At 37.3% G+C, this 17,867-nt stretch carries 10 protein-coding genes; all 10 read right to left on the bottom strand.

The window, feature by feature from the left end:
• Window positions 1–44: 44 nt before the first annotated feature.
• Entirely contained in the window at window positions 45–7,292 is a 7,248-nt protein-coding gene (sov, locus tag ICJ84_RS14600) for a T9SS outer membrane translocon Sov/SprA (protein WP_188217180.1), read from the bottom strand.
• Between the two features lie 25 nt (window positions 7,293–7,317).
• On the bottom strand, window positions 7,318–7,899 hold the full coding sequence (gene ruvA / locus ICJ84_RS14595) for a Holliday junction branch migration protein RuvA (protein ID WP_188217151.1): 582 nt from the start codon (window positions 7,897–7,899) through the stop codon (window positions 7,318–7,320).
• A gap of 53 nt (window positions 7,900–7,952) precedes the next feature.
• Window positions 7,953–10,250 (bottom strand): NADP-dependent malic enzyme, encoded by a 2,298-nt coding sequence (locus tag ICJ84_RS14590; RefSeq protein WP_188217150.1) that lies wholly within the window; start codon window positions 10,248–10,250, stop codon window positions 7,953–7,955.
• Window positions 10,251–10,370: 120 nt separating this feature from the next.
• Window positions 10,371–11,294: a tRNA epoxyqueuosine(34) reductase QueG gene (gene queG, locus ICJ84_RS14585; protein WP_188217149.1), complete on the bottom strand. Its 924-nt coding sequence runs from the start codon at window positions 11,292–11,294 to the stop codon at window positions 10,371–10,373.
• Between the two features lie 38 nt (window positions 11,295–11,332).
• The gene (gene ruvB / locus ICJ84_RS14580; RefSeq protein WP_188217148.1) at window positions 11,333–12,358 is read right to left on the bottom strand and encodes a Holliday junction branch migration DNA helicase RuvB; all 1,026 of its coding nucleotides are present in this window, start codon (window positions 12,356–12,358) and stop codon (window positions 11,333–11,335) included.
• Between the two features lie 112 nt (window positions 12,359–12,470).
• Window positions 12,471–14,261 carry a cytochrome c oxidase subunit I gene (locus ICJ84_RS14575; RefSeq protein ID WP_188217147.1) on the bottom strand — a complete coding sequence of 597 codons (1,791 nt, stop codon included), beginning with the start codon at window positions 14,259–14,261 and terminating at the stop codon, window positions 12,471–12,473.
• Between the two features lie 37 nt (window positions 14,262–14,298).
• Entirely contained in the window at window positions 14,299–15,363 is a 1,065-nt protein-coding gene (locus tag ICJ84_RS14570) for a cytochrome c oxidase subunit II (protein ID WP_188217146.1), read from the bottom strand.
• A 30-nt stretch (window positions 15,364–15,393) separates the two neighbouring features.
• Entirely contained in the window at window positions 15,394–16,755 is a 1,362-nt protein-coding gene (locus ICJ84_RS14565; RefSeq protein WP_188217145.1) for a quinol:cytochrome C oxidoreductase, read from the bottom strand.
• A gap of 20 nt (window positions 16,756–16,775) precedes the next feature.
• The gene (locus ICJ84_RS14560) at window positions 16,776–17,324 is read right to left on the bottom strand and encodes a c-type cytochrome (RefSeq protein WP_188217144.1); all 549 of its coding nucleotides are present in this window, start codon (window positions 17,322–17,324) and stop codon (window positions 16,776–16,778) included.
• A gap of 7 nt (window positions 17,325–17,331) precedes the next feature.
• Window positions 17,332–17,862, bottom strand: coding sequence for a DUF3341 domain-containing protein (locus ICJ84_RS14555; RefSeq protein WP_188217143.1), 531 nt, complete (start codon window positions 17,860–17,862; stop codon window positions 17,332–17,334).
• Between the last annotated feature and the right edge of the window lie 5 nt (window positions 17,863–17,867).

Here is a 17,867-nt window from a genome sequence, read left to right as displayed (position 1 = left end):
GGCAAATGTATTTATTCAAAAGCTAAATTCAAACACTTATTATGTTAATTCCCAAAATTATATCGAAGTGTAAATCCAGATCGAATGGTTGTTTGCGGGAATGCTGTACTAATGGCATAATCTGAGAATGCATAATCGAAATAGAAAATACCGGTTAAGTTTTTACTGAACGCATAATCGGCCGAGTATTTAAGTCCCCAGATGGTTTGCCCAGAAGTCACCTGATTGTTTTCTAAATCGAGATATCTGATGATGGTTTTATTATCTCTTACCGAAATATCTGCCTTCATATTCAAATCGCTAACAATACGCTTGCTTGGCCCTGCCAGGTTAGAATGGATTCTTAAATCTTTAATTCTATATCCTAAACCTATAACATATTCCTTGCCTTGCACTTCAGTCATTAAATTATTATCGAAACTTAAAGACAGTAATCTATCGCGTTTAATCTCGGCTAAGATTTTTACCGAATTTTTCATTTCAAAATCGATACGCACTAAAGGGCTAAACATCTCCGTTAAATTGATGTTGCTATACAAGGTTTGATTTTTGTAGTTACCAGATTGATTTTTAACATCGGCTGGCTGGCTATCGTATTCTACAGAAAAATCAGGTTTTACGTAATCTAAATTCGTTTGAAACTGATTAATCGTATACGTTGAGCGATATCCATGAGTTAAAGAGAAACGCTTAAAGTTCTTTTTAAACCAGGCAAATTTCATGAACCCTGTATATTTTAAATCCCAGTTTGGAATTGGCATATCTCTAAACGCGGTAGTCTTCACCTTACTTGCATCCTGACCTGAATAGGCTGACAAGAATGCTGGTAACAAGACCGCCTGACTATTTTTACCAAAACCTTTAGGGAATCCATCCTCATCCACATCGGTAATGTCTACACCTTTTTCCTGAGCCAAACGTCTGGCTATGGTTAAACGGTTTGCTCTGAAATCGTTAAACGCTGCACTCGAATTTTCATCACTTGAGCTAAACGCGGTTTTAATTAGAACAGTAGATATATTAAAGTTTCCAAAATTATTTGGCGTTAACGACTCGTACTCGTATTCTCCACCAACAGAATTTACACGGTAGTTTTCTGTATAATTATCGTAGTAAGCACGATTACCAACTAAGTCTATTTTTAAATCTCTGAACGGCTCTAAACTCGCCGAGACATCCAATTGTTTTGTATTTGTTGTTGAATACTGCTGATTGAATTCTGGAAAAACTGTTAACCATCCATTTCTAGCTGCCAAATATCGCACATCGCTCTGGCTACCAAATGTAAATCCTAAAGTTGGTTTTAAAGTCCCTATAAATCCTGGGGTTTGTAAATACCCTGGTAAAAAAGTTCCATTATTTTCAGAATAATTTATTTGAACACGTTTAACTGACGTTAACACATCAATACCAGCATTTAGAAACTTCGTTCCGGTTTGCGTATTCTTTTTAGGTTGATTCTGCTCTGTTCCCGGAGGATTATTTCTATTGATATTAGACGTACTTGTACGCGCAATTGGCTTTTTAACCAAGCCGATCTCTCTGTACAATCTGTTTAAATCGAAACTTGAATTGATGTTGTGCGTATTGGCATTTTGTACCGTATTTCCTAAATTATAAGTCACACCATCAACATCTAATTCACCGTATAAATCAGAACCTTTTTGCCATTGAAAATTTCCGCTATATTGATACGTTGTACTAATAAAACTCAAGGCCGGAATCTTGTTAACTGGCACTTCGTAAGTGACACCAAGATTTTGCATTTGGCGGTTTGGATCTCCAAAATCGAAGAAGCCATCCCAAACATCTAAACTCGGATCCTGTAACTGCTCACCTGCAATCGTGTTTTTAAAATAGTTACGAACAATATTGTTATTAGCTGCCGTAAAATTAAAACTTAAAGCGTCAGTTAAGTTGTAATTAATGGTATACTGAAAATCGAAGGTGTAGTTTCTTCTGAACAATTCTTCAATACCAATATTTCCCGCTCCTAATTCAACTTCTCTATATTTCTGACGGTTAAATTGTCGGTTAATATCTGTATTCACCGTAAAGCTTGATGGCAATAAATTCAGATTGAAATCCTTTAACAGTTTCCAGTATTTCCCTGTGAATAAAGAATCGTTCTTTTTAAAGGGTTCAATACGGAACGGCTCGAAATTATAAGCGTAATTCGCTCCGGCACGTACTGTTTTATTTACTGAATTCTCTATTTCGAAATCTCTGTGTTCAACTTTATTATAAGAATAGTTCAAAGTCAAGTTTTCTACATCGTAAAAATGCGGTTTCTCTTCTTCATTGGTTTTAATCTTACGAACTCCAATAAAGTTGATACTTTGACGCTTGGTATAATCTTCTGATTGTTCTTTAATACGGTCTCTATCAGCATTCGTTTCGGCTGCATCTAATCTGGACTCTAAGGTCAAATCTTCGTAATACTGATCATATTTTGGCGTGATTAACTCTTCACTCTGCGCATAATTAAACGGCACCTGAACTCCCCATTTTTTAGGTAATAACTGTCCCACGTTAATATTAGTCACTACGTCGTACTGCTTCACATCCTCTAAGCTACGCTGACTTGGCCCCTGCTCGATACCTCCAAAGCCAGAAGTACTTTGTCTTCCTGTCGCACTAATATTCATGAAATCGGCAAGATTGGTATCCATACTAACGATAGCAGCCCAACCACCTTCGTTATTCATGTCTGACAAACGTAACTCGTTAAACCATACTTCTGCACAAACATCGTTACTGGTGGTTGCATTTTTAACCCCAACCATAAGAGTTCTGATATCCCCGAAATTCGGATTACCTTTAATACCCACGCGATGTTGCCCGGAAACATATCCTGAATACGGATCGGTAACCGCTACAATTTCTCCATCTACAACATCGTAAAAGGTTGGATCTTCATTAGTCAACGACATATCGGCTAAGCCCTGTGCCTTAACTTTGGTTAACACTTCAATGGGCAAATTAATTTCATTGGCTTCCGGCCATAAGCCAGCTCGCGTTGTGGATGTTGATACCTGTAACGGAATTTCAATTTGATAAAAATTTTCGTTAAGGTCATTACCCATTCGAATGAAACCTACAATATCGTTATCTACTAAATTACCAACACCGTCTTCACCATCTTCAGCATGAATAAACATTCTTAAACGTTTAAACTGACGCATATCGATATTAATATTTTTATAAACGGCCTTGGCGTCTTCAGTTTCCAGATTACAAACTTTAACCACCAACGATTGTTCGTTTTGATTTATTACCGTATTGTTATTAAATAACTGCTCGGGTTCGATACCCGGCGGACGTTGGTAACTACCTTCGTTTTCAATCGTACCAATAACACCAACAGAAAAATCGGTTTGTGCATCTTCTGGAGTCGGATCGTTTTTATCTAAAGCCTGTGTGTAACGACGCCATTCACTACGTACTAATTCAAGAGTTCCAAAACGGAATACCGTTGGCTGAACAAAATCTTTTAAATACACACGTGTAAAACGAATCGAACGAAAATCAGTGATACCTCCATAACGTTTGTATTCTGGCACATTCGTATCGTCAAACTTTTCTAATGGCACATTAATAGGAATTCTAAACTGATACCATCTTACATTTTTACTATCACCGTTAGGTAAAGATCTTGGACGTTCTTTAAAATCTCTTAAAAATTCTTTTAGCGGATTTGAACTTGGCAAATTATCGAAATCACTTTTAGATTCCGGTAAATTTTGTCTGGTAATTTCAAGAGCATATTCGAAATAGCTATCAATGGTGTTCATCGTGTTATCACGATTTATATCCTCCACATCGGGTTGAGTATTGGCACCACGATCGGTATTAGTAAATGTATCTGGGGTATTCCCCTCAACACCATTATATTTTTTATAGCGCTCAAAAATGCCGCCTTCAGCATTTAAGAAATAGGTATAATTATCGTTTGAAGGGTCGTCTCCAAAATTAGAACCAAAAATAGACAGCTCTTCTGAATCATCGTAACCATCGTAACCCACATCTTGATTAGTACGTTCCTGACCTGTAGTATCAAAGGTGTAAATTAACGACTGGTTTAATGGTGCTACTGTTCCCCATTCGGTTGGATTCAATAAACTTACATCGCCATCTCTTGGCAAGCCGTTTTCGTATAACTTTTTACCATCTTTAATAATATCTTCTGAAATATTGCCTAAGTTGAACACTAATGTTCCACCCGGATTTGCTGTATTCTCCTGAAACGGATCTTGTAACCAGAACTCAATATACTCCACATTTTGTTGCTCGAAATCAGTAGAGGTTAACTGACGAGTAATTCCCGCCCAGGAATCCTGCGGATTATTAATCTCATTATTGGTCGTTGTTGGATCGAAATTGTATGGTCCACGTTCTGTTGGATAATATGCCAGATCTAAAGTGTTTAATACCGAATTCTGCCCCTGTACCAAATCTCTTTCTGGATACAACTCATTAATAAATACACGACTTGTATATAAACTTGATAAATCGTTATCTGAAATACCATCTGGTCGTTGTGCACTGTAAAAAATTGGATCGATGTTATACCAATTCAGCATGGCTCTCTGATAACCATTCTGAATTCCATTTTGATCTTCATTTGGGTTTGTAGCCACATTCAACTCTAATGGTCTACTCGATAAAAACCAGGATTGCTGCGATTTTAAATCGATGGAATTTTGAGTACCTTCAAAATCGTCAATATACGAAGTTGCTTCGCCATTTAAATTTGTGCCTTTTGGTGCTCCCGGAGCCAGATATGCGAACTCACCTCGTAATGACAAATTCGATTCAACATCGGTATCAATGTTTGGTAACTTATTCACCAAGCGTGTAAAGAACGGTACTTTGGTCGCATAATTTCCGTTGAAACCAAAAATAGTATTGTTAATAGGCTCTGAACCGTAATTGGCTTTTTGGGTAATCGGACGTTCATTTAAATTCAGAAGCGTTCCGCCTAATACAAAATTCTCATTGAATTTGTGTTCAATATTAATACCCGTAAAACGTTTGGTTTGCTGACCAAACACAGCGTTATTTTCAGTAGACACTTCAATTGGTGTATTCGATGCTTTTAAAGCTTCATCTAAAATTTGAACGCGACCTAACTGATAGTTTACCGTATAGTCAATACCTTCAACTAACACACGACCTCCGGCTGTTACCTTTACCGAACCACGAGGGACATTAAACGACCCGATAGGAATACCATCGCTTCCACTTGATTTATAGCGTCCTTTTAGTTTGAATTTATTCTTTTCAACCTGCTCTAAAGCAGCTGTTTTAGTACTGTTATAAAGCACATTATATACGTACTTTTTCTGATCGTCGTTATAACTTGCATCATTTTCGTAATCACCATCACCTAAAACATTAAATAAGTACTCACCAAACGGTTCGGTACTGGTAAATATAATTTTACCGTTTTGTGGAATAACGGTAATCCCCGAAACAAAATCGAAGAACCCGTCTCCATTGGTTTGCGGGTCATTGTTATAATTAAGCTTATCTAAATTAAATACTCGTAATAACGGAATATTCTGAAGTTGTGCTTCTTCTGGTGTATTTCCCGTAACCGGATTTCCATAAATGTCTTTAGCAAAACTTCCGCTTACCGGTTTAATATAGTTTAACGGAGACGCTTCGTTATAAAATATATTTAGTTTGAAATCTTCCTGACTTAGATTGTAAGCTCCGGTATCGTAAATGTTTTTCATCATTAAATCCCAGATTGGCTGTGTTACGTTCGTAATACTACTTTTCAATAATTTCAATACCAAATTAGTATTGACCACATTCGTTACCTGACCAGAACTGTTTGTGGTTACATCGGTCGCATCAACCCCATCATTTGCAAATTCCCCAACCTGATACACCTGACCACCTACCGTATACTGGAATGCAACGGCTAAAACCTCGTCATTATTTAAACGCTGATTTAAGGAAACATACCCTAACTGACTGTTATAAGTATATTCCTGACCATTGATTAACTTCCTTGCATTTTCCAACTTTGCGTAGTCGAATCCTTCATTAACTCCTGTAATATTAAATCCGGATTGCACGGTTGAAACATCTCGGATGGCAGCATTTAACTGTGAGTTTGCCCCGCCAACATCAGTTGGGTTGAAGGCATTATTTTTGTTATCGGGTGAAGCGCCTGGTGCTGCAAATACATTTACATTTGATGCTACTTTATCGGTTTCCCCTAAATCCTGAAGGGCTACAATATTTCTAACGTTATCGGTTTTATTACTTCGGTTGGTTACCCAAACTTCAAGTCGTGTAATTTGTAATCCTCGATTGTTAATAAACGGATAATTCTCTAAAGCTCTGTCGTAATTATCTCTAAAATACTGCGCCAAGAAAAAGTGTCTGTTTTCGTCATAATCTCGAATGAATAGTTCGAATTCTTCTAAAGTCCCTCCGCCTTGAGCAATAACTCGGTTGGCTTCCGATTTTTGTTCTGAAAAGACTGCCGTAACGGTGGTTCTTCCAAATTGTAATTGTGTTTTAACCCCAAATAAACTTTGCGCTCCGGTAATTAATGAGCTGTTTAATGGCATATTTACATTACCAACTTCAATTTTCTGAATAATGTCATCCTCGGTAGGCGTATACTCCAATTTTATTAAATTCTGAAAATCGAAAGTTGATTGCGTATCGTAATTTGCATTAACCTGCAAACGAGTTCCCACCTTACCCAATAAACTCAAACTGATGCGCTGATCGAAATCAAAGGTGAAATTACTGCGGTTTCGAGGTGAAAAGGTTGGGTTATCCTGCTTGGAAAATAAAACTCCTAGGTCCATTTCCACAGAACCTTGTGGTACAACTTCAATAGTATTACTTCCGAAAATGGTTTCAAAAAAACTGGATTTTACATAAAACTCTGGTAAGAGATTCTTCTGAGCTTCTTCTGCACCTTCTTTTTTACCATCGAAAGCATCAATTTTTTGTTTATAATATTCCCTCAGGCTTTCTTTAGCCACCAAGTCGTAGTATTCTTTTGGTGTTAAGATAACCGGATACTTGATATTGTAATTACCAATCTTTTCGGTATAAATGTATCGATTCGTTATCGGGTCGTAAGTATATTTAGATTCAATACTTTCTGGATTGGCCGTTTTAATGGTTCCTAAATTGAAACCGGTTTTAAGTGAATCGGCATCCTGTGCCCAAAGCACTACTGAAAATAATAAGGAAAAAGCTAAAAAAAAGCTTTTGAAGCGTTCATGTGTACGCCTGTAGTTTGATTTTTTAGAAATAAGGTTAGTTATATTCAAAATCGAATTATAAATTTTTTAAAGCCTGCTTGATTATATTTTCGACGGTTGCTTCTGGTTCTGCCTTTAAAATCTTCTCAACAACACGCTCTGCCTGCTTTCTCACATAACCAAGAACCTCTAAAGCAGATAACGCTTCATCTTTGTTGGTATTGTCTTTAGAGACAGAAACTTCATCAATATCGTAAATTTTCAGAACTTTATCTTTTAAATCTATAATAACGCGCTGCGCCGTTTTAGCTCCAATCCCTTTTATGGACTGAATTAAGGCCACATCTTCGCCTGCAATACCTTCAATAACCTGCTTGGGAGTTAATGAAGATAGCATGGTGCGCGCAATGCTAGCTCCTATACCGCTAACCGATATAAGTAACCTGAATACTTCGCGTTCTAACAAAGAAGAAAACCCATACAAGGTATGGGCGTCTTCTTTTATTTGTAAGTGTGTATATAACTTTAAAAATTCTTTATCCGGAATTTCGGAATAGGTATGCAGAGAAATGTTTAATAAATAACCAACTCCGTTACAATCAATAACAACATCGGTTAAGTTTTTCTCTACAAGTTTCCCTTGAATATGTGTAATCATTTATAGCAATAGGTTTCATTCCAAATGTAGTAAAATTATTTAGAATGGTATCACTATAAACTTTGCTTTTCCTTCTCCAGCTTTTCTTTTTGTTGCGCGTCAACGACTGCTATCGCTGTCATGTTTACAATTTCATCTACACTTGCTCCAAACTGAAGGATGTGTACCGGTTTACGCATCCCCATCATGATTGGTCCGATAGAATCTGCTTCATTTAACTCTTTTAACAGTTTGTATGTAATATTAGCAGAATCTAAGGTTGGGAAAATCAAGGTATTTACCTTCTTATCTACCAATTTAGAGAATGGAAATTTATCTTTAAGCATTTCAGCATTTAAAGCGAAATCGGTTTGTAATTCCCCATCTATAATCATATCCGGATAATAACGGTGCAAATAAGCTACGGCATCACGTACTTTTGACGCTCTCGGATCTGCTGATGATCCAAAATTCGAATACGATGTCATGGCCATCACCGGTGTTAATCCAAACATTTTTACCACCTGTGAGGTCATTTGTGCAATTTTTGTTAATGTTTTTGTGTCCGGGTCGATATTGATGGAGGTGTCACTCAAGAATAATGGCCCGCGTTTAGTCATCATCATATTGGTTGTTGCCACGCGCTTCACGCCATCAGCCATACCTATAAGCTCTAACATAGGTTTTACAACCGTTGGATAACTTCTTGAATATCCTGAAATTAAAGCATCAGCATCACCGTAGTTAACCATCATCGCTGCAAAATAGTTACGCTCACGCATTAAACGTTGCGCAGCATAGTAGGTTACTCCACGACGTTTACGTTGCTCCCAGTATACTTTAGCGTATCGATCTTTTCTTTCGTTTTCTTCTTCCGTTTTAGGATCGATGATTAAAATATCTTCTGCATCAAATTCAATTTCTGCCATCAATTCTTGAATCGCTTCTTTTCTTCCTAATAAAATAGGAATCGCGATACCCTCTTCGTAAGCTATTTGTGCTGCTTTTAAAACTGGCAACTGATCAGCTTCTGCAAATACCACACGTTTCGGATCTAGTTTCGCTCGGTTTAATAACAAACGAACCATTTTATTATCAGACCCTAAACGCTCACGTAATTTGTCTTGGTATCCTTCCCAATCGGTGATTGGTTCTTTGGCCACTCCACTTTCCATAGCTGCCTTTGCAACAGCTGGTGGTACTTCAACAATCAAACGCGGATCGAATGGCTTCGGAATGATATACTCTTTACCAAAAGTTAATCGGGTTTCACCGTAAGCTATATTTACCTGTTCTGGCACTGGTTCTTTGGCTAAACGAGCTAAAGCCTCAACAGCTGCCATCTTCATGGCTTCGTTAATTTTTGTAGCACGAACATCTAATGCCCCTCTAAAGATGAATGGGAAGCCAAGAACGTTATTTACCTGATTAGGATGATCACTACGTCCTGTAGCCATAATGACATCTTTACGTGTTTTTACTGCTAAATCATATTTAATCTCCGGATCCGGATTTGCCATAGCAAATACAATCGGGTCTTTTGCCATAGATAATAACATTTCTGGAGATAATACATTCGCCATGGATAAACCAATAAACACATCAGAATCTACCATCGCTTCTTCTAATGTATCAATTTTTCTATGTGTTGCGAACTCGGCTTTTTCTGAAGACAAGTTTTCTCTGTCATCACGAATAACACCTTTACTATCCAGCATCACCATATTCTCACGTTTAGCACCAAAAGCCTGGTATAAGCGAGAACATGAAATCGCTGCTGCCCCGGCACCACTTATTACAATTTTTGCCTCTTCAATTTTCTTTCCTGTTAATTCTAAAGCATTGATTAAAGCTGCTGCCGAAATGATTGCCGTACCATGTTGATCGTCGTGCATTACCGGAATATCCAACTCTTCTTTCAATCGGCGTTCGATTTCGAAAGCCTCAGGAGCTTTAATATCTTCAAGGTTAATTCCACCAAAAGTAGGTGCTATATTTTTTACAGTTTCAATGAATTTATCAACATCTTCGGTATCAACCTCAATATCGAAAACGTCGATATCTGCAAATATTTTAAATAACAAGCCTTTACCTTCCATTACCGGTTTAGATGCCTCAGGACCAATATTTCCTAATCCTAAAACCGCTGTACCGTTTGAAATTACAGCAACCAAATTTCCTTTTGCTGTATATTTATAAGCATTGTTTTTATCTTTTTCAATCTCTAAACATGGTTCTGCAACTCCTGGAGAATATGCCAGAGATAAATCTCTTTGGGTTGCATATTTTTTGGTTGGAACTACTTTTATTTTACCTGGAGTAGGTTTTGCGTGATATATAAGTGCCTCTCTACGTTTACTTTCTTCGCTCATAAATTAATAAGTTAACTTCAAAGCAAAGATAGTAATAGTATATTAGGTAAGGCCTTAATCTTTTAAGTTTTTAATGGTACTTTTTTAGCTGAAAGACATAGAATATTGATGCTTATTGCTCTACTTTAAAAAATCTATATTTCGTTTTAAACCAGAAAATTTAGTGCGTTTAACTGCCGATTTTTTAAATATTTTACTGAAAACATCCTGAGTAATCTCTTCCCAGTCTTGTTTAGTCATCGATAATAATTCCGGATGCGGATTAAATAAAGGTTCTGAATGCGCTTTTGAAAATCGATTCCATGGACACACATCCTGACAAACATCGCAACCAAACATCCAATTATCAAACTGCCCTTTAAATTCGCTTGGAATATTGTCTTTTAATTCAATGGTAAAATACGAAATACACTTACTGCCGTCTACTACATATGGTTCGGTAATCGCTTGTGTGGGGCAAGCATCAATACATTTCGTGCAGGTTCCACAATGGTCGGTTGTGGGTAAGTCATATTCCAACTCCAAATCGACAATTAATTCGGCAATAAAATAAAACGATCCCACTTGCTGTGTTAATAAATTACTGTTCTTACCAATCCAACCCAAGCCACTTTTTGTTGCCCAAGCTTTATCTAAAACCGGCGCGGAATCAACGAAAGCACGACCATGAACTTCTCCTATTTCTTCATGAATGAAATTCAACAAATCTTTGAGTTTATCCTTTATCACAAAATGATAATCCGTTCCATAAGCATATTTACTAATCTTAGGAGCTTGAGCATCCTTCTGACTCTCATTAGGATAATAATTTAACAGTAAAGAAATGACACTTTTTGAACCTTCCACTAGTTTCGTTGGATCTAAACGCTTATCGAAATGATTTTCCATATAATGCATTTCGCCATGCATCTGTTTCTTCAACCAACGTTCTAAACGAGGCGCTTCAGCTTCTAAAAATCCCGCTTGACTAATGCCACAAGTCAAAAAACCGAGGCGTTTGGCTTCGGTTTTAATCAATTGTGTATGTTTGATTTTAGAACTCATTTGTAAAAAATCCTGAAACCAGTTCAGGATGACATATACTATTCGAATAATCCTCCTTGAACTGATCCTCGAACACGACCTAAATGTTTGTAGGCTTGCTCGGTTACTTCTCGTCCACGAGGCGTACGCATAATAAACCCTTGCTGTATTAAAAACGGTTCGTAAACCTCTTCAATGGTTTCTGCACTTTCACTTACAGCAGTTGCCAAAGTCGTTATTCCAACAGGCCCTCCTTTAAACTTATCGATAATGGTCGTTAGAATTTTATTGTCCATTTCGTCTAAGCCATGCGCATCGACATTCAATGCTTGAAGTGCAAATTTGGCTATTTTAATATCGATACGGCCATTTCCTTTTATCTGAGCAAAATCTCGTACACGGCGTAATAGAGCATTAGCAATACGCGGTGTACCACGACTACGACCGGCAATTTCAATAGCCGCCTCCATAGATATTGGCACATTCAAAATGGATGCACTACGCTCGATAATCGTAGATAATAATTCGGTGTTATAATACTGTAATCGACTTTGAATACCGAAACGGGCGCGCATTGGTGATGTTAATAACCCTGAACGCGTGGTTGCCCCTACTAAAGTAAACGGGTTCAAATTAATTTGCACAGTTCTCGCATTTGGGCCTGATTCAATCATGATGTCAATCTTATAATCCTCCATCGCGGAGTATAAATACTCCTCTACAATCGGACTTAAACGATGAATCTCATCTATAAACAAAACATCACGCTCATCAAGATTAGTTAACAATCCGGCCAAATCGCCTGGTTTGTCTAATACAGGACCCGAGGTGACTTTAATACCAACATTAAGCTCATTAGCCAGAATATGTGCCAAAGTGGTCTTACCCAATCCCGGAGGCCCATGAAACAATGTGTGATCTAGAGCCTCATCACGCATGTTAGCCGCCTGAACAAAAACCTGTAGATTTTCCAATACCTGATCCTGACCTGCAAAGTCATTAAAACTAAGGGGTCTTAACTTTTTTTCAACATCCATTTCTTCAGGCGAGAAATGCTCGTTTGTGGGATCTAAGTTTTCGTTCATGGTGTTCAATCTGTACTGCAAAGATACCGAAAGCTATTCGGCATAAGCAAATATAAAGAAAAAGCCTTTCTAAAATTTAGAAAGGCCTTTTTGGTATTTTAATATTGTTTGTCTAGTGTTGAAGTTCTTCTTCACCATCCTTTAGCGGAACGTTTTGCGGAACGAAATCAACATCGTGACCTGGTTTACTGTAATCGTAAGCCCAACGGTATACGTGAGGGATCTCTCCTGGCCAGTTTCCGTGGATGTGTTCTACCGGAGTTGTCCACTCTAAAGTAGTCGATTTCCAAGGGTTTTGAGTTGCTTTCTTTCCATAGAAAATGCTATAGAAGAAGTTCCATAAGTAAGCTATCTGTACAACACCACCTACTAAAGCGAATACGGTGATGATAACATTTACGTTTGCTAAATCGTCGAATAATGGGAAGTTACTATTCGTGTAGTAACGACGCGGTAAACCAGCCATTCCGATGAAGTGCATCGGGAAGAATACACCGTAAGCACATACTGCAGTAATCCAGAAGTGAATGTATCCTAAGTTTTTATTTAACATACGTCCGAACATTTTAGGATACCAGTGGTAAATACCAGCAAACATACCGTAAAGAGCAGAAATACCCATTACTAAGTGGAAGTGAGCAACTACGAAATATGTATCGTGAACGTTAATATCTAATGCAGAATCTCCTAAAATAATACCTGTTAAACCTCCGGTAATGAACGTAGAAACGAAACCGATAGAGAATAACATAGCTGGGTTCATTTGTAAGTTACCTTTCCAAATCGTTGTAATCCAGTTAAAAGCTTTTACTGCTGATGGAATGGCGATTAATAAGGTTGTGAATGTAAACACAGAACCTAAGAATGGATTCATACCTGATACGAACATGTGGTGACCCCATACAATCGTAGATAAGAATGCAATTGCTAATATAGACGCAATCATCGCACGGTAACCGAAAATTGGTTTACGCGAGTTTGATGCCATAATCTCTGACACAAGACCCATCGCCGGTAAAATAACGATATATACCTCTGGGTGACCTAAGAACCAGAATAAGTGCTCGAACAATACTGGTGAACCACCGTGGTAGTGTAATACTTCACCTTGAATGAAAATATCTGATAAGAAGAATGATGTACCAAAACTTCTATCCATGATTAATAACAGTGCAGCAGATAATAATACCGGGAATGACACGATACCAATTACAGCTGTAATAAAGAATGCCCAAATAGTTAATGGCAATCTTGTCATGGTCATACCTTTTGTACGTAAGTTAAGTACCGTAACCACATAGTTTAGTGATCCTAATAATGAAGAAGCAATAAAGATAGCCATGGCTACTAACCATAAGGTCATACCCATACCAGAACCACCTTGAGCCATTGGTAAAGCACTTAATGGAGGGTAAATAGTCCAACCTGCAGCAGCTGGTCCGGCTTCAACAAATAAAGAAATAACCATGATGATACTAGATAAGAAAAATAACCAGTATGACACCATGTTTAAGAATCCTGATGCCATATCACGAGCACCAATTTGCAACGGGATTAATAAGTTACTGAACGTACCACTTAATCCTGCTGTTAATACAAAGAATACCATGATGGTACCGTGAATAGTAACTAATGCTAAATAAATATCGGCATCCATTACACCTTCAGGAGCCCATTTACCTAATAAAGCTTCAAACAATACGTTTGGCTCTTCAGGCCATGCAATCTGCATACGGAACATCATAGACATTAAAATCCCAATAACTCCCATGATGGTACCAGTAATAAGGTACTGCTTAGCAATCATCTTATGGTCCATACTAAAGATGTACTTCGTCATGAAGGTCTCTTTATGATGATGTCCGTGGTCGTCGTGAGCGTGAGTATCTGCGTGTGCTGACATAATCTTATATCGTATTTATCTTTTTATTAATTGGTTGTTAGTTAAGAGAGTTTTTAAATTCCTTTTGCTCTTTAATCCATGCGTCAAACTCTTCTTGAGTTTCTACAACAATTTTCATTTGCATATTGTAGTGAGATTTACCACAAATTTTATTACAGATTAATAAGTAATCAAATTCGTAGCGATCTAAAGCATCCTCTCCTTTAGCAACTAATGCTTCACTTTTTTCTACTCTGATTTTGTTGATGTTTGCAACCTTTTCAACCATATCAGGGTTTTGTCTCATTTCCTCACTTGTTACAGTTGGAGTAAATCCAAACTGCGTAATCATACCAGGAACACAGTTCATTTGTGCTCTAAAGTGTGGCATGTAAGCCGAGTGTAATACGTCTTGTGAACGCATTTTAAATAATACCGGTTTTCCAACTGGTAAGTGTAATTCTTTTACAATAATATCATCTTGAGCATTAGGATCAGCTTCATCTAAACCTAAAATATTAGCTCTATCGATATCAATTAAACGTACATTCGACTTTCCTAAAGTGTTATCCTGACCAGCGTAACGTGCTGTCCAGTTAAACTGCTGTGCATATAATTCAACTACCATTGGGTCGTCACTCTCGTCAACACCCATGATGTTTACCCAAGTGTTCAATCCGTAGATGATTAAACCTGCTAATACAATTACAGGAATGATTGTCCAAATAGCCTCTAGCTTGTTGTTATCTGCAAAGAATAATGCTTTTTTACCCTTTTCACCTTTGTATTTAAATGCGAAGTAGTGTAATAAGAACTGAGTCACTGTTTGAACAAAAAAGATGATAACTAATGAAATGGCCATTAAGTTATCGATTGTAGGACCATGTGCTGATGCAGAGTTAGACAGTAAAGGTAAATCTCCCCACTTAACTATACATACAATGGTAATGATATAAATGAAGGCTAAGAAGCCCATCATTAAATATGCATTTATTTTGTTGTCTTTATCGGTGGCTACCTGGTCGCATTCCGATTTAGCTTGTGCTAAATCGAAAATCTTTACCATTTGCCAGATGGCAACTAAAATAAATACTAAAACTGTAATTGTTAATAAAGCAGTCATTGTTATCGTTCGTCTTTATTTATATCTTAATTAATAATGGAAATCTTCGCTTTCTTTGATTAAAGGATATCCTTTTGCTAATAACGGCGCTTTTGTTAACGCAGTAAATACAACAAATATGAATAATCCAGCAAATAATAATATTGAACCGATTTCCGGTATTCCAATAAACCATCTGTCTCCAACAGTAGCAGGCATAATCATATTAAAGATGTCAATGTAGTGACCAAATAAAATTACAATACCTGTCATTACCACAAACCATGGTACACGTTTAAAGTCTGCATTCATTAATAATAATAATGGGAATACAAAGTTAAGCGCTACCATACCAAAGAATGGTAATTTATAATCGTTGATTCGAGTGATGAAATAAGTTACCTCTTCCGGAATGTTCGAGTACCAAATTAACATGAATTGTGAAAACCATAGGTACGTCCAGAAAATACTAATTGCGAACATAAACTTGGCCACATCATGTAAATGGTTTTCGTTTACAAATTCTAAATAGCCTTTAGATTTTAAGTAGATGCTCATTAAAGCGATAACGGTAATTCCACTTACAAACATACTTGCAAATACATACCATCCGAATAATGTAGAGAACCAGTGAGGATCTACACTCATTACCCAATCCCATGACATCATAGATTCTGAATAAATAAAGAATACTAAGAATGCCGCAGCAATACGGAATGATTTCTTAAAGTTTGTATTGTATTTCGCGTTATCCTGAGCGATAGAGAATTTACGCGCGAAGTGACGGTATAAAGCCCATCCCGCAATAAATACTAAACCTCTAACAGCAAACATTGGTAAATTTAACCAACCTGATTTTCCTTGAATTAATGCATCTTCAGCAACAACCTCCGGATTCATCCATATGAATAAGTTATAGTGCCCAATCGTTCCTGATGCAATAGCAATAGCTAACACAATTAAAGCCCCTGGTAATACGTAAGCGGTAATCGCTTCCATAACTCTAAATAATACTGGAGACCATCCTGCTTGCGATGCAATTTGAACCGCGTAGAATGCCAAAACCCCTAAACCAATCATCATAAAGAAGAATGCTGCTACGTATAGCGCAGACCAAGGACGGTTTGCTATTTGATGTTGCACGTGTTCTGCATGAGCGTCACCATGGTGCGCATCTTCAGCGTGAGTAACTTCACCATGTGCAACTTCTCCGTGTGTGTCATGAGCATCAGCAACTGCGTGTGCAGTTTCCTCTCCATGACCACCACCGTGATGTGATGCCTCTTCAGCAAGCATAGTTTTTACTTCGTCTAAAGATTTATGAGATGTCATAAAACCATATCCAACACCTAACAATCCTAAAACCATTAGAATGATAGAAAATGTCTTTAATTTATTTGAAAATGTGTACATATCTATATAATCTTATCTTCTTACTTTACTAAATCAGCTCTTAATTTTAACACGTATGAAACTACTTGCCAACGCTCTTCTTCATTAATCTGATTAGCGTAAGAACCCATTGCATTTTTTCCGTAATAAATGGTGTGGTAGGTACTTCCTTCAGTAATTTCTCTGTCGGCGTAGTTTGGTATACCTAATATCTTTTCACGTTTTACCAGGTTACCTTGACCGTCACCTTTGTTACCATGACAAATACCACAGTAAATATCGTAAAGCGCTTTTCCTCTTTCTAAATCTACTTGAGTAGAATCTAACGGACTTGTTAAAGTCGCTTTAGCTAATTCGTAACCTTCAGTTGTATTTTCAATATCAAAAGGAATAAATCCTCTGGCTACCGATCCTTCTGCTGGTAATTGTGCTTCTACTCCGTTTCTAAATGCAGTTGATTCGCTATACGTTTCATAGCCTACAGACTCGTACATGTTTGGCATGAATTGATAGTTTGGAGCTGTATCCTTTTTACATGATACGGCTACTAAAACAACTGCTATTGCTAATATTTTAATTAAGCTCTTCATCTCTATATTAATGCGCTTTATCAATTAAATTAATTTCAACTGCTCCAGTTTCACTTAGTAAGCTTTGTAAGGCTTCTTCATTACCATGAACAGATATTTCCATTAAGAAATGGTCGTCTGTAGTTCTTGGATCTGGGTTTTCAGCATTTTTAAATGGCCACATTCTACTGCGTAAGTAAAAGGTAATTACCATTAAGTGAGCCGCGAAAAATACGGTAAGCTCGAACATAATTGGCACGAAAGCCGGCATGTTTTCTAAATAACTAAAACTTGGTTTACCACCAATGTTTTGTGGCCAGTCTTCAATCATAATAAAGTTCATCATTACTGTTGCCACTGTTAAACCTACCAAACCGTATAAGAATGCTGCAATAGCAATACGTGTAGGTGCTAATCCCATAGCTTTGTCTAGCCCGTGCACTGGAAACGGGGTGTATACTTCATCAATGTGGTATTTTGCTGCCTTAACCTTTTTAACGGCTGACATTAACACATCGTCATCGTTATAAATAGCGTGAATTACTTTAGATGCTTCCATTGTTT

It is taken from the genome of Aestuariibaculum suncheonense (genome assembly GCF_014596935.1).
Taxonomy (GTDB): domain Bacteria; phylum Bacteroidota; class Bacteroidia; order Flavobacteriales; family Flavobacteriaceae; genus Aestuariibaculum; species Aestuariibaculum suncheonense.
The sequence above is the reverse complement of the archived record's forward strand: the minus strand, read 5'-3'. Positions and strand labels throughout refer to the sequence as shown.

Bases quoted from the DNA above. Each gene is read 5' to 3' on its own strand.
- ruvB (WP_188217148.1), bottom strand. From the start codon at position 12,358: ATGAACGAAAACTTAGATCCCACAAACGAGCATTTCTCGCCTGAAGAA.
- ICJ84_RS14590 (WP_188217150.1), bottom strand. From the start codon at position 10,250: ATGAGCGAAGAAAGTAAACGTAGAGAGGCACTTATATATCACGCAAAA.
- ICJ84_RS14560 (WP_188217144.1), bottom strand. From the start codon at position 17,324: ATGAAGAGCTTAATTAAAATATTAGCAATAGCAGTTGTTTTAGTAGCC.
- ruvA (WP_188217151.1), bottom strand. From the start codon at position 7,899: ATGATTACACATATTCAAGGGAAACTTGTAGAGAAAAACTTAACCGAT.
- ICJ84_RS14555 (WP_188217143.1), bottom strand. From the start codon at position 17,862: ATGGAAGCATCTAAAGTAATTCACGCTATTTATAACGATGACGATGTG.
- ICJ84_RS14575 (WP_188217147.1), bottom strand. From the start codon at position 14,261: ATGTCAGCACACGCAGATACTCACGCTCACGACGACCACGGACATCAT.
- ICJ84_RS14570 (WP_188217146.1), bottom strand. From the start codon at position 15,363: ATGACTGCTTTATTAACAATTACAGTTTTAGTATTTATTTTAGTTGCC.
- queG (WP_188217149.1), bottom strand. From the start codon at position 11,294: ATGAGTTCTAAAATCAAACATACACAATTGATTAAAACCGAAGCCAAA.
- ICJ84_RS14565 (WP_188217145.1), bottom strand. From the start codon at position 16,755: ATGTACACATTTTCAAATAAATTAAAGACATTTTCTATCATTCTAATG.